Below are 22,008 nucleotides of genomic sequence, written 5' to 3' on the forward strand. Positions count from 1 at the left end.
GAAAGATAACGAGTCATTAGAGAGTGACGCCGCTTTTGAATATCGCCAGTTCGCGGAAATCATTACGCTCGTTGCAGGTCTGCTTACCATTAGCAAACGCGACAATGGTATCGACAAACTCTTCCAGCAGCTGCGGCATCGCTTTGCCATGAATCAGCTGACCGGCATCGAAGTCGATCCAGTGTTTTTTCTTCGCCGCCAGCTCGCTGTTGGTGGCAATTTTTACCGTCGGCACGAAACCGCCGTAAGGCGTGCCGCGGCCGGTGCTGAAGAGCACCATATGGCAACCGGCACCGGCCAGGGCGCTGGTGGCTACCGCATCGTTGCCCGGCGCGCTCAGCAGGTTAAGGCCGTGCACTTTCAACCGCTCGCCGTAGCGCAAAACATCGACCACCTGGCTTGAGCCCGCTTTTTGCGTGCAGCCCAGCGACTTATCCTCAAGCGTAGTGATGCCGCCCGCTTTGTTGCCCGGCGATGGGTTCTCATAAATCGGCTGGTCATGAGCGATAAAGTACTGTTTGAAATCATTGACCATTGTAACCAGCTTGCCAAAGGTCTCTTCGTCGCGGCAGTGGCTCATCAGTAGCTGCTCGGCACCGAACATTTCCGGCACTTCGGTCAGCACGGTGGTGCCGCCGTTGGCAATCAGATAATCCGAGAAGCGGCCCAGCATCGGGTTAGCGGTGATGCCGGACAGACCGTCAGAGCCGCCGCACTCAAGGCCAAACTTCAGCTCGCTCAGTTTACCCGGCTCGCGCTTGTCGTGACGCATAACCTCGTACAGCTGACGCAGATGCTCCAGCCCCGCCTCCACTTCGTCGTCCTGGTGCTGGCAGATCATAAAGTGAACGCGGTCGGGATCATACTCGCCCAGCGTTTCGCGGAAGGCATCAACCTGATTGTTTTCGCAGCCCAGCCCCACAACCAGCACCGCCCCCGCGTTCGGGTGACGCACCATATTTTGCAGCATGGTGCGGGTGTTAATATGATCGTCCCCAAGCTGCGAACAGCCGTAGGTATGGCTGAAGAGATGAACGCCGTCGATACCCTCCGCATCGTTAGTCTCTTTCAGAAAACGGTTCTGCATCTGGCGGGCCATGGCGTTGACGCAGCCGACGGTCGGCAGGATCCACAGCTCGTTGCGCACCCCGACTTCGCCGTTAGCCCGACGGTAAATCTCGATATCGCGATCCGCCGGCTGGGCGGCGGGTTCGATAAGATCGGGTTGATAGCTATACGCGTCGAGGTCGCTTAAGTTAGTGCGCGTATTGTGGGAGTGAATATGTTCCCCCGGCGCAATATCCGCCAGCGCATGTCCTATCGGCAGACCATACTTAATGACGTTGTCTCCCTTCGCAATGGCGCGCAGCGCAAACTTATGTCCGCGCGCGATATCCTGAGCCAACGTGACCGTATCGCCATCAATGGTGACTACCGTGCCTGCCGCCATATCCGCCAACGCTACCGCGACGTTATCCTGCGAATGGATTTTAATGTATTGCATATCAACCGACCTCTGGTCTTAGTTCAGTTCAATGGCGAAGTAGTCACGCGCATTGTTAAAGCAAATGTTTTTCACCATCTCGCCCAGCAGCTGAATATCCGCCGGGGCCTCTCCCGCTTCGACCCAACGGCCAATCATCTGGCACAGAATGCGACGGAAGTATTCATGGCGGGTGTAGGAGAGGAAGCTGCGGCTGTCGGTCAGCATACCGACAAAGCGGCTCAGCAGACCAAGCTGCGCCAGTTGGGTCATCTGACGCTCCATACCGTCTTTCTGATCGTTAAACCACCAGCCGGAACCGAACTGCATCTTGCCCGGCATACCTTCGCCCTGGAAGTTACCGATCATGGTACCCAGCACTTCGTTATCGCGCGGATTCAGGCAGTAGAGGATGGTTTTCGGCAGCAGATTCTCTTCGTTCTGCTTGCTGAGCAGCCTGGACAGCTCTTCCGCCATCGGACGGTCGTTGATGGAGTCAAAACCAACATCCGGCCCTAACAGTTTGAACTGACGCAGGTTGTTGTTACGCAGCGCGCCAATGTGATACTGCTGTACCCAGCCGCGGCGGGCATATTCCGCGCCGAGGAACACCAGCACAGCGGTTTTGAACTGCGCAACTTCATGTTCGCTGAGCGCTTCACCGGCCAGACGACGCGCCAGGATGCTATCCAGTTCGCTGTCGTTGGCTTCCGCAAACAGCACCACGTCCAGCGCGTGATCGGAAACTTTACAGCCGTGAGCGGCGAAGTGATCCAGACGTTTGATCAGCGCGGACTGCAGGTCGGCAAAGCGGTGGATATCGGTGTCAGACACTTCACCCAGCTTCGCCATGTAGTCGTTGAAGGTCGCCTGTTCGATATTGAAGGCTTTGTCCGGGCGCCAGCTTGGCAGCACTTTGACGGTGAAAGAGCTGTCTTTAGCGACGGAAGCGTGATGTTCCAGCGAATCGACAGGATCGTCGGTAGTACCGGCCATTTTCACGTTCATCTGCTGCATGATGCCGCGAGCCGAGAAGCTGTCCTGCGCCAGCAAATCGTTACATTGATTCCAGATCTCGTCCGCCGTGGCCGGAGAGAGGACCTTACCTGTAATACCAAAAGGACGACGCAGTTCAAGATGCGTCCAGTGGTATAACGGATTTCCGATGGTATGCGGCACGGTAGCCGCCCAGGCGTCGAATTTCTCGCGATCGGAGGCATCTCCTGTGCATAAACGCTCGGCCACCCCGTTAGTACGCATCGCACGCCACTTATAGTGATCGCCTTTCAGCCAGATGTCATACAAATTCTTAAAGCGGTAGTTTTCCGCGATTTGCTGCGGCGGAAGGTGGCAATGGTAGTCGAAAATCGGTTGGTCTTTCGCGTAATCGTGGTACAGGCGGCGGGAAAACTCGGTATCAAGCAGAAAATCTTCGGTCATAAACGGTGTCATTTTCGTGTCCTCTTCGCCCCCTGGGGAGCCCATCAGATGATTGACTATAATGCTGACAAAGTTATCACACCAATTTCCACTGACCGAAGTATTTTTCGTGAGTTAGATCAATAAACGTCGACAAAAAAAGTACTCTGAAAGGATTAAACAGCCCGCCAGAGCGCGCCAGCTCTGGCGTTTCCAGCAAGAACAAATGCCCACATAAACTTTCCTACTTTTGTGACGTCACTCAACTTTTGAAGTTGTATGACAAGTTATCTTGCTGCCGTCAAAACATATAAACCGACGGAATGTTTTACCGACGCATTATCAGGTCGGATTTACCGGTATGGACACCGAATCAGATACAACAATTGATGGCAAGGTTCGGGACATATGAGGTTTCCTCTCTTGTGCCCCCCCGTTTCACCGTCTCCGCCTCAGTAACAGGGCTGGAAAATAACCGCACCCGCTGCGGATATAAAATAAACGATGAGGTTTACATGCGTAAAATTAAAGGGTTACGTTGGTATATGATCGCACTGGTGACTCTGGGCACCGTGCTGGGGTACCTGACGCGTAACACTGTCGCTGCCGCTGCGCCGACTTTGATGGAAGAGTTACACATCTCCACTCAACAGTACTCCTATATCATCGCTGCCTATTCCGCTGCCTATACCGTTATGCAGCCGGTAGCCGGCTACGTACTGGACGTTCTGGGCACCAAGATCGGCTATGCGTTTTTCGCTATCGCCTGGGCTGTCTTCTGCGGCTCGACGGCGCTCGCAGGAAGCTGGGGCGGCCTGGCGCTGGCGCGCGGTGCGGTCGGCGCCGCTGAAGCAGCAATGATCCCTGCGGGTCTGAAAGCCAGCTCGGAATGGTTTCCGGCAAAAGAGCGTTCTATCGCCGTGGGCTACTTTAACGTCGGCTCTTCCATCGGCGCGATGATTGCTCCGCCGCTGGTGGTGTGGGCTATCGTCATGCACAGCTGGCAGATGGCGTTTATCATCTCCGGCGTTCTGAGCTTTGTCTGGGCAATGGCATGGCTGGTTTTCTACAAACACCCGCGCGATCAGAAAAAATTAACCGAAGAAGAACGCGATTACATTATTGGTGGCCAGGAATCTCAGCATCAGACCAATAACGGCAAGAAAATGTCGCCGTGGCAGATTCTGCGTAACCGTCAGTTCTGGGGTATCGCCCTGCCGCGTTTCCTTGCCGAGCCGGCATGGGGTACCTTCAACGCGTGGATCCCGCTATTCATGTTTAAAGTCTACGGCTTTAACCTGAAAGAGATCGCCATGTTTGCCTGGATGCCGATGCTGTTCGCCGACCTCGGCTGCATCATTGGTGGTTATCTGCCGCCGCTGTTCCAGCGCTGGTTTGGCGTGAACCTGATCGTTTCGCGTAAAATGGTGGTAACCATGGGCGCGGTGCTGATGATTGGCCCGGGGATGATCGGTCTGTTTACCAGCCCGTTCGTCGCTATCGCCCTGCTGTGCGTCGGCGGTTTCGCTCACCAGGCGCTGTCCGGTGCGTTAATCACCCTCTCTTCCGACGTATTTGGTCGTAACGAAGTCGCAACGGCCAACGGTATGACCGGTATGGCCGCATGGCTGGCGAGCACTATGTTTGCCCTCGTGGTTGGCGCTCTGGCGGACACGATCGGCTTTAGCCCGCTGTTCGCCGTACTGGCAATCTTCGATGTCCTCGGCGCGGTGGTTATCTGGACCGTGCTGAAAAATAAATCAGCGAATGACGACAGTCCGCCGCTGGAAACAGCCAATCCAGCCACCCAAAGCTAGATAGACGCGGGTTGATTTATCCCCCCAGGCCGCCTTGATAAGGCGGCTTTTTCGTCTCTTCTTGTGGTGACAAACGCCTAAAAGTGGTATAACAAATCCAATATTGTCGCCATCTCCCGGGAGCGAATATGGAAATCATTGAATCGCGTCGCTTGTACCAGCAGCTTGCCGCTGAGCTTAAGACGCGCATTGAACAAGGTGTCTACCTTGTAGGCGATAAGCTACCCGCAGAGCGGTTTATCGCTGACGAAAAAAGCGTGAGTCGCACCGTGGTTCGCGAAGCCATCATTATGCTGGAAGTAGAAGGCTACGTTGAAGTGCGTAAAGGTTCCGGCATTCACGTTATCTCTAACCATCCTAAACACCAGCAAATTACCGACGATTCGCTGGAGTTCGCCAATTATGGCCCTTTTGAGCTCTTGCAGGCCCGTCAGCTGATAGAAAGCAATATTGCCGAGTTTGCCGCCACTCAGGTGACCAAGCAGGACATCATGAAGCTGATGGAAATCCAGGAAAAAGCGCGCAAAGAGAAATGCTTTCGCGATTCGGAATGGGATCTCCAGTTCCATGTTCAGGTGGCTCTGGCGACGCAAAATACCGCTCTGGCCGCCATCGTAGAAAAAATGTGGACCCAGCGCGTGCATAATCCCTACTGGAAAAAATTGCACGATCATATCGACTCGCGGACCGTTGATAACTGGTGCGACGATCACGATCAAATTCTCAAGGCTTTGATTCGCAAAGACCCGCATGCAGCTAAGCTGGCCATGTGGCAGCATCTGGAAAACACCAAGCTGATGTTGTTCAATGAAACCAGCGATGACTTTGAATTCAATGCCGATCGTTATCTCTTTGCTGATAATCCAGTGGTTCATCTCGATACAGCCACTAACGGCGCAAAATAGACAGTTATCTCTACACCGGGTGGCAATGCATCTGCTGCCCGCAAAGCCCTCAGGGTAAGCAAAGCATATATAGTGTCAGCCTGTGTAAATACACTCGCCACCCTCCCTCGCAATCAGCAAAATCAGAATGCAACAAACTGCAATTTCTCTGACGTAAAGTCAGCGGGTTTGTTACAATTAGATGCATTTCGTCGTTCTGAGAGTTAGCTTTTGCTGACTTCACTTTTAAACAGGGAACAGTTCAGAGCGCAGTAGCGACCATAATCTAATAAGAAACGATGTCGCCATGCATAATACCGCGTTCAGACGTGCCGTTAACCGATGTACCAGGAATCGTGAATGGAACTATTAACCCAATTATTGAATGCCTTGTGGGCTCAGGATTACGAAACCCTCGCTAATCCCTCCATGATTGGCATGCTGTACTTTGTCTTATTTATGATTTTGTTCCTTGAGAACGGTTTACTGCCCGCCGCTTTTTTACCGGGCGATAGCCTGTTGGTACTGGTCGGCGTCCTGATTGCTAAAGGCGCGATGGGCTTTCCGCAAACGCTGCTGCTGCTTACCGCTGCGGCGAGTCTTGGCTGCTGGCTAAGTTATATCCAGGGCCGATGGCTGGGCAATACGCGAATAGTACAAAACTGGCTATCGCATCTCCCCTCGCACTACCATCAGCGCGCGCATCACCTGTTCCATAAGCACGGGCTTTCCGCACTGCTGATTGGCCGCTTTATCGCCTTTGTTCGTACGCTGCTGCCAACCATTGCCGGACTATCAGGCCTCAGTAGTGCACGCTTCCAGTTTTTCAACTGGATGAGCGGTCTGCTGTGGGTCCTGATTCTGACCTCGCTGGGATACCTGTTGGGAAAAACGCCGGTCTTCCTGAAGTATGAAGATCAGCTAATGTCCTGCCTGATGCTGCTACCCGTCGCGCTGCTGGTATTCGGTCTGATTGGCTCACTGATTGTTCTGTGGAAGAAAAAACACCGGAGCCGGGGCTAACCATGGCGATGCAACGACCCTCTCTGCGTCAGATAAGATGGGTGCTGGGCGGTTCGCTACTCCTGTGCGCTCTGTTCTGGCTTTGGCTTACCGTGCAGCATCAGGAATCCACCCTGGCTATTCGTCCCGTGAGCCAGGGTATCAGCATGCCGGACGGTTTTTCCGTCTGGCACCACCTTGATGCCAACGGCATCCGCTTTAAAAGCATTACGCCGCAAAAAGACGGCTTGCTCATCAAGTTTGACTCCAGCGCTCAGGGCGCCGCGGCAAAAGAAGTTCTGGGCCGCGCCCTGCCACATGGTTATATTATCGCTCTACTGGAAGACGATGACTCACCAACTGCCTGGATTTCGCGCCTGCGCGATACCCCACACAGATTCGGGTAATCACCGAAAATTCCGAATATATTCACCCTGTTTGGTGATTTCCCGTTTTACTTACTATCATTAAGTTTGCGGGAGTCACCAGGCTCACGTTAATCAACTGGATCGGATATATCCTTAAGATATGTCCTCACACAATGGAAGGTAGTATCCATGAAACACCGCATCGCTTTGATCCTGGTTCTGACTTCGCTTAGCGCCAGCGCCTTTGCCATCTCCCCTTGTCAGGAAAAAGAGCAGGATATTCAGCGGGAGATCAGCTACGCAGAAAAACATCAAAATCAGCATCGTATTGATGGTCTGAAGCGGGCGCTCAGCGAAGTTAAAGATAACTGCAGCGACAGCAAGCTCAAAGCCGATCACCAGCAAAAAATAGCTAAACAGAAGGAAGAAATTGCCGAACGCCAGAGCGACCTGCGCGAAGCTGAACAGAAAGGTGATGCTGACAAAATCAGCAAGCGCCAACGTAAACTCGACGAAGCGCAGCAAGAACTGAAAGAGCTGCAGTCTCGCGAGTACTGATTTAAGCAAGACCAATATGGACCACTTTAACAGGAGATAAACATGGCTAAAGATAACGTTGCAGAAGACCTGCGTGCGGAACTGAAGACGCTGGCTGACACCCTGGAAGAAGTGCTGAACTCCTCCACGGACAAGTCGAAAGAAGAGATCGGTAAGCTGCGCAGTAAAGCCGAAAGTGCGCTGAAAGAAAGTCGTGCTCGCCTGGGTGAAACCAGCGACGCCATTTTGAAGCAAACGCGTGAAACCGCTGCACGTGCTGATGAATACGTCCGTGAAAATCCGTGGACCGGGGTAGGGATCGGCGCAGCCGTCGGGCTGGTGCTGGGTGTCCTGCTGACGCGTCGCTAATTATGGCGAATTCTCAACACACTCAAGGGCCCGGGCAAAGCATTTTCGGCATCGGTCAGCGGATAGTCACTTTGCTGGTTGAGATGGTGGAAACGCGCCTGCGCCTGGTAGTCGTGGAGCTGGAAGAGGAGAAAGCCAATCTCTTCCAGCTATTCCTGATGCTTGGACTGACGCTGCTGTTTGCCGCGTTTGGCCTGATGAGCCTGCTGGTCCTGATTATTTGGGCCGTTGATGCTCAGTATCGCCTGAACGTAATGCTCGCCACGACGGTGACGCTCCTGCTGGCAGCGTTGATAGGCGGTATCTGGACGTTACGCAAGGCTCGTCGTTCAACGTTCCTGCGCTTTACGCGCCAGGAGCTGGCAAACGACCGCGCATTGCTGGAGGACGATAAGCCATGAGCCGCGAGCAGAAGGAACGTGAAAGACAAAAAGCGCTTTTGCTCCGCCTGATCCAACAGCAGCGGCTGGACCTTAGCGCCAGCCACCGCCGCTGGCTTGAAGCGACCGCCCCCATTGACCGGGGCTGGAACACCCTGCTGAATCTGCGTTCATGGGCGATGGTCGGTAGCGGCATCGTGGCAGTATGGTCAGTTCGCCATCCGCGTTTTTTACTGCGCTGGGCAAAACGCAGCCTCGGTATCTGGAGTACCTGGCGTATGGCCCGCAATCTGCTGCGCCAGACCTCATCTCGCTGAAAGTGACTGGCTGAGTCTGAACTACTCTACAGACCGGTCAGTCGTCAGCCGCACTAACATCAACGTACAATATCTATCAGATTTGCCCTTCTTCTTTCTCATTCAACTACCTGAAACATTCAGCCAGCGCCCTGCTTTTCGCGCCGTTGTATCCCCTTTTCTATTCATCTAATTTATCTAAAATCACTCAGATTCTTTGAAGAAGATCTACAGTTTTCCTTGCTAACAATTAGGTCACGGCCTCGCTAATATTCACTCCATCGACAGCAACCCCGCACCACACGCAGGATTGCGTCTAAAAACAAAAATCGCCGCCCTTTGGGTTTTCTGGAGTAGGAAATGAAAAAATTAGAAGATGTTGGTGTACTGGTAGCGCGCATTCTGATGCCCATTCTGTTTATTACCGCAGGTTGGGGCAAAATCACCGGTTATGCGGGTACTCAACAGTATATGGAGGCCATGGGCGTCCCTGGGTTTATGCTGCCGCTGGTTATTCTGCTTGAATTTGGTGGCGGTCTGGCAGTCCTGGTCGGTTTCCTGACTCGTACTACCGCGCTGTTCACCGCCGGTTTCACCGTGCTGACCGCGTTCCTGTTCCACAGCAACTTTGCTGAAGGCGTCAACTCGCTGATGTTCATGAAAAACCTGACCATCGCAGGCGGCTTCCTGCTACTGGCTATCACTGGCCCGGGCGCGTTTAGCATCGACCGCGTCCTGAATAAAAAGTGGTAAGCGAACTATACTAATGAATAAAAATAGCGAGGGGATATCTCCTCGCTTTTGCTATCTATAGCCGAAATAATTCGGGTTGCAGGACATAACGGATAACCGTTTTGAACATCGCTTGCGCGGGTCCTGAAGGGGCGAAGACAAGGATGGGGCGAGTTATGCAACTTGAAGTATGACGGGTATAAAGGAGGAAATGATGGGACAATTAATTGACGGCGTCTGGCACGATACCTGGTATGACACCAAATCCACCGGTGGAAGATTCAAGCGTTCCGTTTCCGCCTTTCGCAGCTGGCTGACCGCCGACGGTGCGCCGGGACCAAGCGGAGAAGCCGGGTTCGCCGCCGAAAAAGACCGTTATCATCTGTACGTTTCTCTGGCCTGTCCATGGGCGCATCGCACCTTGATTCTGCGCAGCCTGAAAGGGCTGGAGCCGTTCATTTCCGTTTCCGTGGTCAACCCCTTGATGTTCGAAAATGGCTGGACTTTCGACGACAGCTTTCCGGCAGCCACGGGCGATACGCTTTATCAGCACGAATATCTTTATCAGCTTTATCTGCATGCCGATCCGCACTACAGCGGACGCGTTACGGTGCCGGTACTGTGGGACAAAAAGCAGCACACCATCGTCAGCAATGAGTCGGCGGAAATCATCCGCATGTTTAATACCGCGTTTGATGGACTTGGTGCTCGCGCAGGCGATTACTACCCGCCTGAACTGCGCGCTCAAATTGATGAGCTGAACGGTTGGATCTATGACAACGTCAACAACGGTGTTTACAAAGCCGGATTCGCGACCAGCCAGCAGGCCTATGATGAAGCCGTCGATGGGGTATTTACCTCGCTGGAGCGTCTGGAGCAAATCCTTGGTCAACATCGCTTCCTGACAGGTAACCAGCTGACCGAAGCCGACATCCGCCTGTGGACTACGTTGGTACGCTTCGACCCGGTATACGTGACCCATTTCAAATGCGACAAACGCCGCATCATCGATTATCTCAATCTTTATGGCTTCCTGCGCGATATCTACCAGATGCCGGGCATTGCTGATACGGTAGACTTTGCTCATATCCGCAACCATTACTACCGTAGCCATAAAACCATCAATCCTACCGGAATTATCTCCGCTGGCCCGCAGCAGGATCTCAACGAACCGCACGGCCGCGATCTTCTTTTCCGCTAAAATCCTGGGCGCGACTTTCCGCGCCCAATAATTCACGAAACAAATATTTGCCATCATTACATTCGCGTCTATTCTTATTTCAATCGCTTTAAAAACAAGTGATTGACGGCTAATTGAGGCGTAAAAATGGACTGGTATCTTAAAGTATTAAAAAACTATATTGGATTTGGCGGTCGCGCCCGGCGCAAAGAGTACTGGATGTTTATTCTGGTCAATATCATCCTGACCGGCGTCCTCAGCATCATCGATAAGATGCTCGGATGGCAGCGAGCAGGAGGTGAAGGTATTCTGACCACCATTTATGGCGTGCTGATATTTTTACCGTGGTGGGCGGTACAGTTTCGTCGCCTGCACGATACTGACCGCTCGGCATGGTGGCTGTTATTACTGCTGATACCGATTATCGGCTGGCTGGTGATTCTGGCTTTCAACTGCCAGAGCGGCACCCCCGGTAATAACCGCTTCGGGCCCGATCCAAAACCAACCTCTTACTAAACGATGCGCCCCTCATTAAAAAGGGGCGTATTTTTTTTATCTTCCCGAAAACAGTTTCGGGATTTCCCGCAGGCACCACGATTTTGCTTCACCCATGCTATCGCGACGCCAGGCCATAATAATATCGACCTCGTTGCTGTACTCCGGGCTGACCACCCGAAGACGCCCTTCGGCAATATCCTGCTCAACCAACGGATAAGGCATGGTGGCAACCCCCAGTCCTGCCAGCAGCGCCAGACGTTTATCTTCAATCGTACTTACGGTTAAACGCGGCTGTTTGTCGAGCAGCTGTACCGTCAGCACCGGACGTTCACGGGCGGTATCCGCAACCGCCACGCCGCGATACTTAACGCGCGTGACTTCAGAAAGAGGCTCCGGCTCCTGGTGAATGGGGTGATCCGGCGCAGCAACGTAGACGCTCATCAACGAATAGAGTTTGCGGGAGTTAATTTCCGAGGAGGAGCGAAAATGCATATCCGGCGCAACAACAATATCCGCCCGTCCCTGCTCAAGACGCTCCCAGGCTCCGGCCAGCACTTCGGTAATAATCGACAGCTGAGTATTCGATTTGGTCGCCAGCTTTTCAATTAACGGAAACAGATTTGTCGTCGGAATCAGCGCCTCGGTGACGATCGTCAAGTGCGTTTCCCAGCCGCGAGATAGCGCTTCGGCATCGGTGGTCAGCTTATCCGCAGCCTCCAGCAGAACGCGCCCGCGCTCCAGCAACATTCGGCCAACGTTGGTGAATTTTGTTCGGTGACCTGAACGGTCAAACAGAACGACATCCAGCTCCTCTTCCAGCTTTTGCATGGTATAGCTCAGCGCTGAAGGCACTCGACCAAGCTCATCTGCCGCCGCCGCAAAGCTTCCGCGTCGGTCAATCGCATCCATTACGCGCAACGCTTCCAGCGTTAATGCTCTCTCTTTAGCCATCGCACTCTCATTCAGTAAATTTGAACATACCGGGCAGAATATCTGGCTAACAATACAGCGTCCATACCTTTACCATTGATTAAGTGTAAAGAGAGGTCAAGAAGATGATTACAACACGAACAGCCAAACAGTGTGGTCAAGCAGACTTCGGCTGGCTGCAGGCCCGCTACACCTTTTCCTTTGGCCACTACTTCGACCCGAAACTGCTGGGCTACGCGTCGCTGCGCGTGCTCAACCAGGAAGTTCTGGCTCCTGGCGCATCTTTCCAGCCGCGTACCTACCCGAAAGTCGACATTCTGAACCTGATTCTGGAAGGGGAAGCGGAATACCGCGACAGCGATGGCAACCACATCCAGGCCAAAACTGGCGAAGCGCTGCTTATCTCGACTCAACCCGGCGTTAGCTACAGCGAGCACAATCTGAGTAAAGAGAACTCACTGACGCGGATGCAGCTGTGGCTGGATGCCTGCCCACAGCATGAAAACCCGCTGGTACAAAAAATCGCTATTGGCGCAGGACCGCAGCAGCTGCTGGCTTCGCCGGACGGCAGCCAGCAAAGTCTTCAGCTGCGTCAGCAGGTATGGATCCACCATATTGAACTGGCTAAAGGCGAGCAGCTTAATGTGCAGCTTCACGGCCCGCGCGCCTACCTGCAGTCAATTCACGGGACGATACTCGCCCTGGTGAAGGAAGATGAGAAGCAGGCGTTAACCTGCGGTGATGGCGCATTTATTCGTGATGAAGCTAACATTACCCTCGTCGCCGATACGCCGCTGCGCGCTTTGCTGATAGATTTACCTGTGTAACAACGGCGGTAAGGGAGTTTGCCTGTGAGCAAAAAGAAAACAAAAAAAGTAGCGGCATCGATGCAGCAGCCGCAGCCAGAAACCATCACGATGGTTAGCTTTGGTTATGAAGAGATGTTGAGCGAACTGGAAGCGATCGTCGCGGAAGCGGAGATCCGGCTCCAGGATGAAGAGAGCGTCTCCTGACGCCGGTATCGGCCCCTGCCGGGGCCGATGGCTTTACTCACTCAATTCCTGCGCCAAATCTTTTTGCACCTGCTTACGCTGCTCTGGCGTCAGCACCTGATTTACATCGAAATAGTACTTCACGCGATAGTAACGAACCTGCTGTTCCACTTTGCTAAACGCCGCCAGCTGATCTTTGACCGCCTGCTCATTCCATTTTCCGGAATCAATCACCTCAAACAGTGCGCCGTCTTTAATCTCTTTTTGCGAAATCTGCTGCACGCTTTTCTCCAGCTGCTGATGCAGGCTTTTAATTTTCGCCACCTGATCGTTGGTCAGCTTTAAGTGCTGGACAATCGGATCCTGCGCCGGGGCGGGCGCAGCGTTAACATCCGCAGCCTGAGCCGCCATTGAGAATCCAGTGGCGAGAACGGCAGTAAATGCAATGCGGGTCATTAATTTCATTGTTTTATCCTGAATAATTATCACCGATTTAGCGAGCTATTATTTTTCAGAAGCAGATGACGAAATGTAATAAATAGTACGTATGAATGTAGTTAAGATCGGCGATTTATAATTAATATGAATACTTTAAACAAACCAATTTATTTAAAGTATACAAAATAACTATTCTTTATCTTATGAGTCATGTTGAAGCTGATAACAAATCAGTTTTACGCATCGTGCCCGCGTTTTTGTCAGGTTGCGGCTGACGCCTTACCTGACCTACTACACCCGCGCCCGTATGCCCGCTAAGGCGCTACTCGCCACTGGGCAATTAAAGCAGCGAACGTTGCCTACCCTCGCAATTACTGGCGTTTCTGATAGGGGTTGTCGTTGGATAAACCTGAGGCCATAAGCAAAAACCCCCGCCATTGCTGGCGAGGGTTTTCGTTGAATGAGGAAGCTGACCGTTAAGCCGGGTTCTGTCGTGGACAGTCATTCATCTAGGCCAGCAATCGCTCACTGGCTCAAGCAGCCTACCCGGGTTCAGTACGGGCCGTACCTTGTGAACCCCTATTTGGCCTTGCTCCGGGTGGAGTTTACCGTGCCGCGAACTGTTACCAGACGCGCGGTGCGCTCTTACCGCACCCTTTCACCCTTACCTGATCCCACTTGCGTGGGCCATCGGCGGTTTGCTCTCTGTTGCACTGGTCGTGGGCTTGCGCCCCCCAGGCGTTACCTGGCACCCTGCCCTATGGAGCCCGGACTTTCCTCCCCTCCGCCCGTCTCCCCCGAAGAGGACGACGACGAAGCGGCGACTGTCTGGTCAGCTTCGGCGCGAAGTATAGAGGGTTTGTCGTCGGTTGTCATCCTTCCGTAGCCATCCCGACCTGTAATGTCGCCGCTATATTACGCGACGCATGATAAATATTGTCCGCCGCGCCGCGAAACGCCTCTTCCAGCGTAGATATGCTGCTCAGCACGCTAAACACCGCATCAATCCCATACTGGTGAACCACGCCGACATCCCGGGTGAGACTACCGGCAATGCCGATCACCGGCTTACGATACTTTTTCGCCACGCTCGCCACGCCAACCGGTACTTTACCGTTAATGCTCTGGCTATCCAGTCGGCCTTCGCCGGTTACCACCAGCGAGCAATCGAGGATATGCTCTTCCAGATGCAGCGCCTGGGTCACAATTTCAATTCCGCTGCGTAACTCAGCGTTGAGAAACGCCATCAGCGCAGCGCCCATGCCGCCCGCAGCACCCGCTCCGGCAACCTGCTTCACATCAACATGCAAGGCGGCCTTAATAACATCAGCGTAGTGCGCCAGGTTGTTGTCCAGCTCACGGATCATCGCTTCGTCAGCCCCTTTCTGCGGCCCAAATATCCGTGAAGCGCCGGTATCGCCGATCAACGGATTGGTAACATCGCAGGCCACCCGAATAGCGCACTTCTGCAGTCGCGCATCAAGGCCAGAAATATCTATCGAATTCAGGCTACACAGACTACCGCCACCGTTGCCAATCTCCGTGCCATTTGCATCACGAAGACGCGCGCCCAGAGCCTGTACCATCCCCGCACCGCCGTCATTCGTCGCACTACCGCCAATACCAATGATGATATTTTTCGCCCCGTGATCCAGCGCCTCCAGAATAAGCTCACCGGTACCGCGCGATGTCGTCAGTAGCGGATTACGCTGCGCAGGCGGCACCAGCCCCAGCCCGCTGGCTGCTGCCATTTCAATAAACGCGGTTTTACCATCGCCGGAAAGCCCCCAACAGGCATCGACCGGAATACCCAGCGGCCCCGTGACACAGGCGCTCATCCTGATCCCCCGCGTGGCGGCAATCATCGCCTCAACGGTACCTTCTCCGCCATCGGCGAGAGGAACCTTCACGTAGAGCGCATCGGGGAATATTTCCCGAAAACCTTTTTCTATAGCCTGTGCAACCTCAGTGGCCGAGAGGCTTTCTTTATAAGAGTCTGGGGCGATTACGATTTTCATAGTTATGTAGCCTGACAGTGCCGCGCAAGGCAAGAATTACAGGGCGCTCATCAGCGCCCTTCTTGTTAGCGAGTGACTTCCACTTTCGCCAGTTTTTCGTAGTAGCATGCAAGCGCGCTATGGTCGGCGGTGCCCAGACCGTCGGCGCGCAGCGCCTGCATCATCTCCATTACCGCGGCGGTTAACGGCAGCTGGGCGCCTACACCGTGAGAAGTGTCCAGAGCATTCGCCAGATCTTTGATGTGCAGATCGATACGGAATCCCGGCTTAAAGTTGCGATCCATAACCATTGGCGCTTTAGCATCCAGCACCGTACTCCCGGCGAGGCCGCCGCGAATGGCTTGATACACCAGATCCGGATTCACGCCCGCTTTAGTCGCCAGCGTTAACGCTTCGGACATCGCCGCAATGTTCAGCGCAACAATCACCTGGTTAGCCAGCTTGGTCACGTTGCCTGCGCCAATCTCGCCGGTATGCACCACGGAACCCGCCATCGCTTTCAGCAAATCGTAATATTTGTCGAAAATTGCTTTATCGCCGCCAACCATGACCGACAGAGTACCGTCGATGGCCTTCGGTTCGCCGCCGCTGACCGGCGCATCCAGCATATCCACGCCTTTCGCTTTTAGCGCTTCGCTGATTTCACGACTCGCCAGCGGCGCGATGGAGCTCATGTCGATCAATACGGTGCCTGGCTTCGCACCTTCAATGATGCCGCCTTCGCCCAGCGCCACCTCTTTCACGTGCGGAGAGTTTGGCAGCATGGTGATGATCACATCACACTGTTCAGCAATCGCTTTCGCTGAAGCGGCGGTTTCAGCACCTGCGGCAACCACTTCGGCAATGGCTTCCGGATTACGGTCCGCAACCACCAACGAGTAACCTGCCTTGAGGAGGTTTTTACTCATTGGTTTACCCATGATGCCAAGGCCAATAAAACCAACTTTCATTGTCATGTCTTTATCTCTCTAGTTTCGGTGGTGGTAATACCCTTCACCTTTCAAGCTGCCTCTTCGTTGGCGGCAAATACTCGGCCCATCCATAGGCCTCGCCCTTACGGGCCGCCGCAAGCGGCGTTCAAATCTGTTCCAGACAGATTTGTCGCTCACCCCAGTCACTTACTCATGTAAGCTCCTGGGGATTCGCTTAGTTGCCACCTTGATGCAGCTCGAAATTTATTGGGTAGATTTCTTAAAGGAGTCAGCCAGCTTCTGCGTGGCAGAACGGAAAACGCCCAGGTCGCTGCCGACAGCGACAAAGGTCGCGCCCCATTCCAGATAACGGCGCGCATCGGCTTCAACCGGCGCCAGAATACCGCTCGGCTTACCGTGCTTTTTCGCGCTGGCAAAAATATGCTGAATAGCTTTCTGTACTTCCGGATGGGAGGCATTGCCCAGATGACCCAGCGCTGCGGCCAGATCGCTTGGGCCGACAAAAATACCGTCAACGCCGGGAGTGGCGGCAATCGCGTCAACGTTATCTACGCCCTGTTGGCTTTCAATTTGTACCAGGATGGTGATGTTTTTGTTCGACTGGGCGAAGTAGTCCGGCACGGTACCGAACATATTGGCGCGATGCGATACGGAAACGCCGCGGATACCTTCAGGCGGATAGCGGGTTGAGGCAACGGCGTTAATCGCCTGCTCTTCCGTTTCCACAAACGGGATCAGGAAGTTATAAAAACCGATATCCAGCAGGCGCTTAATGATGACCGGTTCGTTGGTCGGCACGCGCACGACCGGCGCGCTGGTGCTGCCTTTGAGCGCCATCAGCTGCGGGATAAAGGTCGAAATGTCGTTTGGCGCATGCTCGCCGTCCAGTACCAGCCAGTCAAAACCAGCCAGACCTAAAACTTCGGTGCTAATCGGGCTGGCCAGCGCGGACCAGCAGCCAATCTGTACCTGATGCGCCGCCAGGGCGGCCTTGAATTTGTTCGGGAAGATATCGTTATTCATCGTTTATACCTTGTCACTTAACCGTTAATTATTTCTGCAGTTCCCTACGTTTGATGTCACCGACAATAAACAGATAGCAAACCATCGCTAGCAGAACCGCCCATCCGACGAAAACCAGTCCTGCGGGAGCGTATACACAAAACCTGGCAGGAGATGTACCCCACAGACACCGCGCTTATCTGCGGCTCTTTAACGATGTCCGCATCCGCAACAGAGAACATGACCCGATTTACGGAGCCGAGGGTGGTAACAATAAAGGGAGACAACAGAATTAAATATCCGGTTGACACAATTATTTTCTTCTCTATTGTTGAATACACTATCCATTAATTATTCCCCGGCAACCTGAAACCTTCTGTTATTTATTTTTGATGCTACGTGTAATTATTTAATGGTTCCTGTTTCAGTCGTATCGATTAACCCATACTGCATATTGCAAGCATGACTCAGTATAATCAGCTCCCGGCCATTGAACACTGTGCAAAAAAACCATAAAAAAGTAATAAAAAATCATTATTACTGTGCAGATGCCACAATCAGTGGGCGCTGATCCACAGTTCCAGTGATTTCCCCCCTTGCCGAGTTTCCTCTCGCAGCAATGGGTGATTAAGATCACATTTTCAAATTCAAACACCTGACATCCTTTATTCAGAAAATCTTCCCACCAGAAATTGAATAAACGTTTTATTTATTATTCGCACCTTGCTGGAGAATACTGAACAATGGCTAGCATTGAAATTAGACAAGAATCGCCAACGGCGTTTTATATAAAAGTAGACGATACGGATAACGTAGCGATAATTGTTAACGACCAGGGTTTAAAGGCCGGAACGCGTTTTCCTGATGGCCTCACGCTGGTTGAACATATCCCGCAAGGGCACAAAGTTGCGCTGGTTGATATTCCCGCACACGGTGAAATCATCCGTTATGGCGAAGTGATTGGCTACGCGGTGCGCGATATCCCACAGGGCAGCTGGATTGACGAATCGCTGGTGGAACTACCTGAGGCACCGCCGCTGCATACCCTACCGCTGGCGACAAAAGTCCCGGCGCCGCTGCCGCCGCTGGAAGGCTATACCTTCGAAGGGTATCGCAACGCCGACGGTAGCGTTGGTACGAAAAACCTGCTCGGCATTAGCACCAGCGTGCACTGCGTGGCGGGAGTCGTCGATTACGTGGTGAAAATTATCGAACGCGATCTGCTGCCGAAGTATCCCAACGTCGACGGCGTCGTAGGTCTGAACCACCTTTATGGCTGCGGCGTGGCGATTAACGCGCCGGCGGCGGTCGTTCCTATCCGCACCATTCACAACCTGGCGCTCAATCCAAACTTCGGCGGCGAAGTGATGGTAATTGGCCTTGGCTGCGAAAAACTGCAGCCGGAGCGACTGCTGGAAGGCACCGACGATGCGCAAAGCATTCCGCCAGATAGCGCCAGCATCGTCAGCCTGCAGGATGAAAAGCACGTCGGTTTTAAATCGATGGTTGATGACATTCTGCAGGTCGCCGAACGCCATCTGGAGAAGTTGAACCAGCGTCAGCGTGAAACCTGTCCCGCTTCCGAGCTGGTCGTTGGCATGCAGTGCGGCGGCAGCGATGCCTTTTCTGGCGTAACCGCCAACCCGGCGGTGGGCTACGCGTCCGATCTGCTGGTGCGCTGCGGAGCCACCGTTATGTTCTCCGAAGTCACCGAAGTTCGCGATGCGATCCATCTTCTGACGCCGCGCGCCATTAACGAAGAGGTGGGTAAACGCCTGCTGGAAGAGATGGCCTGGTATGATAACTATCTCGATATGGGCAAAACCGACCGCAGCGCTAACCCTTCTCCGGGCAACAAGAAAGGCGGCCTGGCAAACGTCGTAGAAAAAGCGCTGGGCTCTATCGCCAAGTCCGGGAAGAGCGCGATTGCCGAGGTACTCTCACCGGGACAGCGCCCAACCAAACGCGGCCTGATTTACGCCGCGACTCCGGCGAGCGACTTTGTCTGCGGTACTCAGCAGGTGGCTTCCGGGATCACCGTACAGGTCTTTACCACCGGTCGCGGTACGCCGTATGGACTGGTCGCCGTACCGGTCATTAAAATGGCGACGCGTACCGAACTGGCAAACCGCTGGTATGACTTAATGGACATCAATGCGGGAACCATTGCGACCGGAGAAGAAACGATCGAAGACGTGGGTCTGAAGCTGTTTGAGTTTATTCTTGATGTCGCCAGCGGCCGTAAGAAGACCTTTTCAGATCAATGGGGCCTGCACAACCAGCTGGCGGTGTTTAACCCAGCGCCGGTAACCTGAAAATCTTTCGTCGACATGCCGGAGCAACGCCCCGGCATTGCAAGATTTACGCGCTCACCAGAATCACTTCAACGCCGTTTTTACGCAGCCCTTCAAGGCTTTCCGCCGGGATACCATCATCGACGATGATGGTATCAATCCGCTGGGTGTCGACAATCTTATGCAGGCTGGAACGGTTAAACTTCGTCGAGTCGGTGACCACGATAATTCGTTCCGCTACTTCACACATCCGGCGATTAAGTCTGGCCTCATCTTCATTATGGGTGCTGACGCCCCGCTCCAGATCGATCGCATCAACCCCGAGAAACAGCATATCAAAGTGGTAATTTTGCAAAGACTGTTCGGCCTGATCGCCATAGAAAGACAGCGACTGGCGGCGTAAATGCCCGCCGGTCATCAGCAACTCGACGCCCTCTGCCTCCAGCAACGCATTCGCCACATTCATCCCATTGGTCATCGCAATAACGTCAGTATGCTCACGCAGAAGACGGGCAATCTCATAGGTCGTGGTACCGGAATCGAGGATAACGCGATGGCCCGATTCGATCAGCGCAACGGCGGCTCCGGCAATACGCCGTTTTACCGCCGTATTCAGCGAGCTTTTATCTTCAACTGAGGGCTCTACGCCTGGCATATTGCTGTCGCAGATCAACGCGCCACCATAAGCCCGAACGGCGATCCCCTGCTTTTCGAGGAAAGCCAGATCGTTACGGATTGTCACTGTGGAAACGCCGAACAATTCAGAAAGATCGTTCACCTGTACGCTTCCTTGCTGCCGCAACCGCTGAATGATCTGCTCGCGTCTTTCGCTGGTACCGGGTACCCGTTTATCTGCGGAAGGGTCGGTGTTGCTCATAAGAAATCCTTTGATTAATTCTTTCGTTTCATTTCGTTTTGACTATTAACACCTTTCTTTTAGCCGAATGCAAGCCCCATGATGAGTACCTCTGCCCATAAATTCATCACACAAACCTTTCATTACGTTTCTTTTGTGAAACAGATCGGAAAACCATTATCTTTCGTTTTATTTTTATAACACCATGATGCAGTATCAAATGAAACAAAACGAAAGATTTATGTCGAAGTTATCCGACCTGGAGAGGAAAGTGAAACATCTGACTACTATGGTGGAACAGCATAAATGGGGAAAAGCAAACGGGATATATGCCGTTTGTTCGGCGCACCCGCTGGTTCTGGAGTCCGCAATACGTTACGCCCATGCTAAACACACGCCGCTGCTGATTGAGGCAACCTCCAATCAGGTTGATCAGTTTGGCGGCTATACGGGAATGATCCCAGCCGATTTTCGCCACTTCGTTTGCCAGCTGGCCGACTCGCTTGATTTTCCCCAGGAGCAGCTGATTCTGGGCGGCGACCACCTCGGACCAAACCGCTGGCAAAGCTTGCCAGCGGAGCAGGCGATGGCCAATGCCGACGACCTGATCAAAAGCTATGTGGCTGCCGGCTTTAAAAAAATCCATCTTGATTGCAGCATGTCCTGTCAGGGCGATCCGGTGCCATTAACCGATGCTATCGTCGCTGAACGTGCCGCGCGTCTGGCCAGGGTTGCCGAAGAGACCTGCGCTGAACTGTTTGGCAAATCCGATCTCGTCTACGTCATCGGTACCGAAGTACCGGTGCCGGGCGGTGCCCATGAGACGCTAACTGAACTGGCTGTCACAACTCCCGATGCGGCGCGCGCCACGCTGGAAGCCCATCACCATGCATTTGAAAAGCTGGGTCTGGATACCATCTGGCCCCGCATTATCGCCCTGGTGGTGCAACCCGGCGTCGAGTTCGATCATACGCACATCATTGATTATCAACCGCAAAAAGCCGTCGCTCTAAGCAAAATGGTGGAAGCGTACGACACGCTGGTCTTCGAGGCACACTCCACGGATTACCAGACGCCGCAGTCTCTGCGTCAGCTGGTGAAAGATCACTTCGCCATTCTGAAAGTGGGTCCGGCGTTGACCTTCGCACTGCGCGAAGCGCTGTTCTCACTGGCCGCCATTGAAGAGGAGTTGCTTCCGGCCAAAGCCTGCTCAGGCCTGCGTCAAGTCCTTGAGTCCGTGATGCTCGATCGCCCGGAATACTGGCAAAGCCACTACCACGGTGATGGCAACGCGCGTCGTCTGGCCCGCGGCTACAGCTATTCAGATCGCGTTCGTTACTACTGGCCGGACAGCCAGATCGATGACGCCTTCGAGAGATTAGTGCGCAATCTGGCGGACGATCCGATTCCGCTGCCGCTAATCAGTCAGTATTTGCCTTTGCAATACGTAAAAGTCCGCGAGGGAGATCTCAGAGCCACGCCGCGGGAACTCATCATCAACCACATTCAGGACATACTGCAGCAGTACCATGCCGCCTGTCAGGGCGTTACTTCCATAACGGATAACAACTAAGAGGAAAA

The 22,008-nt window shown here is 53.5% G+C and carries 23 protein-coding genes, 1 other RNA gene and 1 pseudogene; 15 read left to right on the top strand and 10 right to left on the bottom strand.

Features of this window, described 5'->3' with window-relative positions; genetic code table 11:
• Window positions 1-16: 16 nt before the first annotated feature.
• Together GJ746_RS22185 and uxaC are read right to left on the bottom strand one after the other, a co-directional pair.
• Window positions 17-1,504 (bottom strand): UxaA family hydrolase, encoded by a 1,488-nt coding sequence (locus GJ746_RS22185; RefSeq protein WP_154682130.1) that lies wholly within the window; start codon window positions 1,502-1,504, stop codon window positions 17-19.
• 18 nt (window positions 1,505-1,522) lie between these two features.
• The gene (gene uxaC, locus GJ746_RS22190; RefSeq protein WP_154682131.1) at window positions 1,523-2,935 is read right to left on the bottom strand and encodes a glucuronate isomerase; all 1,413 of its coding nucleotides are present in this window, start codon (window positions 2,933-2,935) and stop codon (window positions 1,523-1,525) included.
• Between the two features lie 482 nt (window positions 2,936-3,417).
• Here uxaC and GJ746_RS22195 point away from each other — a divergent pair, with 482 nt between their 5' ends.
• The 11 genes from GJ746_RS22195 (at window position 3,418) to GJ746_RS22245 (ending at window position 10,983) form a co-directional block, all read left to right on the top strand.
• Entirely contained in the window at window positions 3,418-4,719 is a 1,302-nt protein-coding gene (locus tag GJ746_RS22195) for an MFS transporter (protein ID WP_154682132.1), read from the top strand.
• A gap of 128 nt (window positions 4,720-4,847) precedes the next feature.
• Window positions 4,848-5,624, top strand: coding sequence for a transcriptional regulator ExuR (gene exuR, locus GJ746_RS22200; RefSeq protein ID WP_154682133.1), 777 nt, complete (start codon window positions 4,848-4,850; stop codon window positions 5,622-5,624).
• Between the two features lie 339 nt (window positions 5,625-5,963).
• Complete coding sequence (gene yqjA / locus GJ746_RS22205) at window positions 5,964-6,626, top strand: DedA family general envelope maintenance protein YqjA (RefSeq protein ID WP_154682134.1); 663 nt, start codon at window positions 5,964-5,966, stop codon at window positions 6,624-6,626.
• A gap of 8 nt (window positions 6,627-6,634) precedes the next feature.
• A complete protein-coding gene (gene mzrA, locus GJ746_RS22210; protein WP_195908881.1) occupies window positions 6,635-7,012 on the top strand; it encodes an EnvZ/OmpR regulon moderator MzrA in 378 nt (125 codons plus the stop codon).
• Window positions 7,013-7,162: 150 nt separating this feature from the next.
• Window positions 7,163-7,531, top strand: a complete 369-nt coding sequence (locus tag GJ746_RS22215) for a DUF1090 domain-containing protein (protein ID WP_154682136.1) — start codon at window positions 7,163-7,165, stop codon at window positions 7,529-7,531.
• Window positions 7,532-7,573: 42 nt separating this feature from the next.
• On the top strand, window positions 7,574-7,879 hold the full coding sequence (locus tag GJ746_RS22220; protein WP_154682137.1) for a DUF883 family protein: 306 nt from the start codon (window positions 7,574-7,576) through the stop codon (window positions 7,877-7,879).
• A gap of 2 nt (window positions 7,880-7,881) precedes the next feature.
• A complete protein-coding gene (locus GJ746_RS22225) occupies window positions 7,882-8,280 on the top strand; it encodes a phage holin family protein (RefSeq protein WP_154682138.1) in 399 nt (132 codons plus the stop codon).
• Window positions 8,277-8,576, top strand: coding sequence for a YqjK-like family protein (locus GJ746_RS22230; protein WP_154682139.1), 300 nt, complete (start codon window positions 8,277-8,279; stop codon window positions 8,574-8,576). Before GJ746_RS22225 ends, GJ746_RS22230 begins: the two co-directional genes overlap by 4 nt.
• A gap of 339 nt (window positions 8,577-8,915) precedes the next feature.
• Window positions 8,916-9,308: a DoxX family protein gene (locus GJ746_RS22235; protein ID WP_154682140.1), complete on the top strand. Its 393-nt coding sequence runs from the start codon at window positions 8,916-8,918 to the stop codon at window positions 9,306-9,308.
• Between the two features lie 193 nt (window positions 9,309-9,501).
• On the top strand, window positions 9,502-10,488 hold the full coding sequence (locus tag GJ746_RS22240) for a glutathione S-transferase family protein (protein WP_154682803.1): 987 nt from the start codon (window positions 9,502-9,504) through the stop codon (window positions 10,486-10,488).
• Window positions 10,489-10,614: 126 nt separating this feature from the next.
• Window positions 10,615-10,983, top strand: coding sequence for a DUF805 domain-containing protein (locus GJ746_RS22245; protein WP_154682141.1), 369 nt, complete (start codon window positions 10,615-10,617; stop codon window positions 10,981-10,983).
• Window positions 10,984-11,019: 36 nt separating this feature from the next.
• Here GJ746_RS22245 and GJ746_RS22250 read toward each other — a convergent pair whose 3' ends face one another.
• The gene (locus GJ746_RS22250; protein WP_154682142.1) at window positions 11,020-11,916 is read right to left on the bottom strand and encodes a LysR family transcriptional regulator; all 897 of its coding nucleotides are present in this window, start codon (window positions 11,914-11,916) and stop codon (window positions 11,020-11,022) included.
• A gap of 104 nt (window positions 11,917-12,020) precedes the next feature.
• Here GJ746_RS22250 and GJ746_RS22255 point away from each other — a divergent pair, with 104 nt between their 5' ends.
• Complete coding sequence (locus GJ746_RS22255; RefSeq protein ID WP_154682143.1) at window positions 12,021-12,722, top strand: pirin family protein; 702 nt, start codon at window positions 12,021-12,023, stop codon at window positions 12,720-12,722.
• 24 nt (window positions 12,723-12,746) lie between these two features.
• Window positions 12,747-12,908 (top strand): hypothetical protein, encoded by a 162-nt coding sequence (locus tag GJ746_RS25270; protein ID WP_195908769.1) that lies wholly within the window; start codon window positions 12,747-12,749, stop codon window positions 12,906-12,908.
• Window positions 12,909-12,941: 33 nt separating this feature from the next.
• Here GJ746_RS25270 and GJ746_RS22260 read toward each other — a convergent pair whose 3' ends face one another.
• From GJ746_RS22260 to GJ746_RS25680, 6 genes and pseudogenes are all read right to left on the bottom strand, one after another.
• On the bottom strand, window positions 12,942-13,352 hold the full coding sequence (locus GJ746_RS22260; protein ID WP_154682144.1) for a Spy/CpxP family protein refolding chaperone: 411 nt from the start codon (window positions 13,350-13,352) through the stop codon (window positions 12,942-12,944).
• A gap of 434 nt (window positions 13,353-13,786) precedes the next feature.
• An RNA gene (gene rnpB, locus GJ746_RS22265) (RNase P RNA component class A) lies at window positions 13,787-14,165 on the bottom strand.
• A gap of 32 nt (window positions 14,166-14,197) precedes the next feature.
• Window positions 14,198-15,343, bottom strand: coding sequence for a glycerate 2-kinase (gene garK, locus GJ746_RS22270; protein WP_154682145.1), 1,146 nt, complete (start codon window positions 15,341-15,343; stop codon window positions 14,198-14,200).
• A gap of 65 nt (window positions 15,344-15,408) precedes the next feature.
• Window positions 15,409-16,299, bottom strand: a complete 891-nt coding sequence (gene garR / locus GJ746_RS22275) for a 2-hydroxy-3-oxopropionate reductase (protein WP_154682146.1) — start codon at window positions 16,297-16,299, stop codon at window positions 15,409-15,411.
• A gap of 219 nt (window positions 16,300-16,518) precedes the next feature.
• Window positions 16,519-17,298, bottom strand: coding sequence for a 2-dehydro-3-deoxyglucarate aldolase (garL, locus tag GJ746_RS22280; protein ID WP_154682147.1), 780 nt, complete (start codon window positions 17,296-17,298; stop codon window positions 16,519-16,521).
• 28 nt (window positions 17,299-17,326) lie between these two features.
• Window positions 17,327-17,422: pseudogene (locus GJ746_RS25680) on the bottom strand (hypothetical protein); the annotation flags it as partial.
• A gap of 598 nt (window positions 17,423-18,020) precedes the next feature.
• Here GJ746_RS25680 and garD point away from each other — a divergent pair.
• Complete coding sequence (gene garD, locus GJ746_RS22285; RefSeq protein ID WP_154682148.1) at window positions 18,021-19,592, top strand: galactarate dehydratase; 1,572 nt, start codon at window positions 18,021-18,023, stop codon at window positions 19,590-19,592.
• Window positions 19,593-19,638: 46 nt separating this feature from the next.
• Here the strand turns inward: garD and GJ746_RS22290 are convergent, their stop codons facing one another.
• The gene (locus tag GJ746_RS22290) at window positions 19,639-20,448 is read right to left on the bottom strand and encodes a DeoR family transcriptional regulator (protein ID WP_154682149.1); all 810 of its coding nucleotides are present in this window, start codon (window positions 20,446-20,448) and stop codon (window positions 19,639-19,641) included.
• A 220-nt stretch (window positions 20,449-20,668) separates the two neighbouring features.
• On the opposite strand from GJ746_RS22290, the gene kbaZ reads away from it, so the two are divergent.
• Window positions 20,669-22,000: a tagatose-bisphosphate aldolase subunit KbaZ gene (gene kbaZ, locus GJ746_RS22295; RefSeq protein ID WP_195908770.1), complete on the top strand. Its 1,332-nt coding sequence runs from the start codon at window positions 20,669-20,671 to the stop codon at window positions 21,998-22,000.
• Window positions 22,001-22,008 lie beyond the last annotated feature (8 nt).

This window comes from Klebsiella oxytoca (assembly GCF_009707385.1).
GTDB lineage: Bacteria > Pseudomonadota > Gammaproteobacteria > Enterobacterales > Enterobacteriaceae > Klebsiella > Klebsiella oxytoca_C.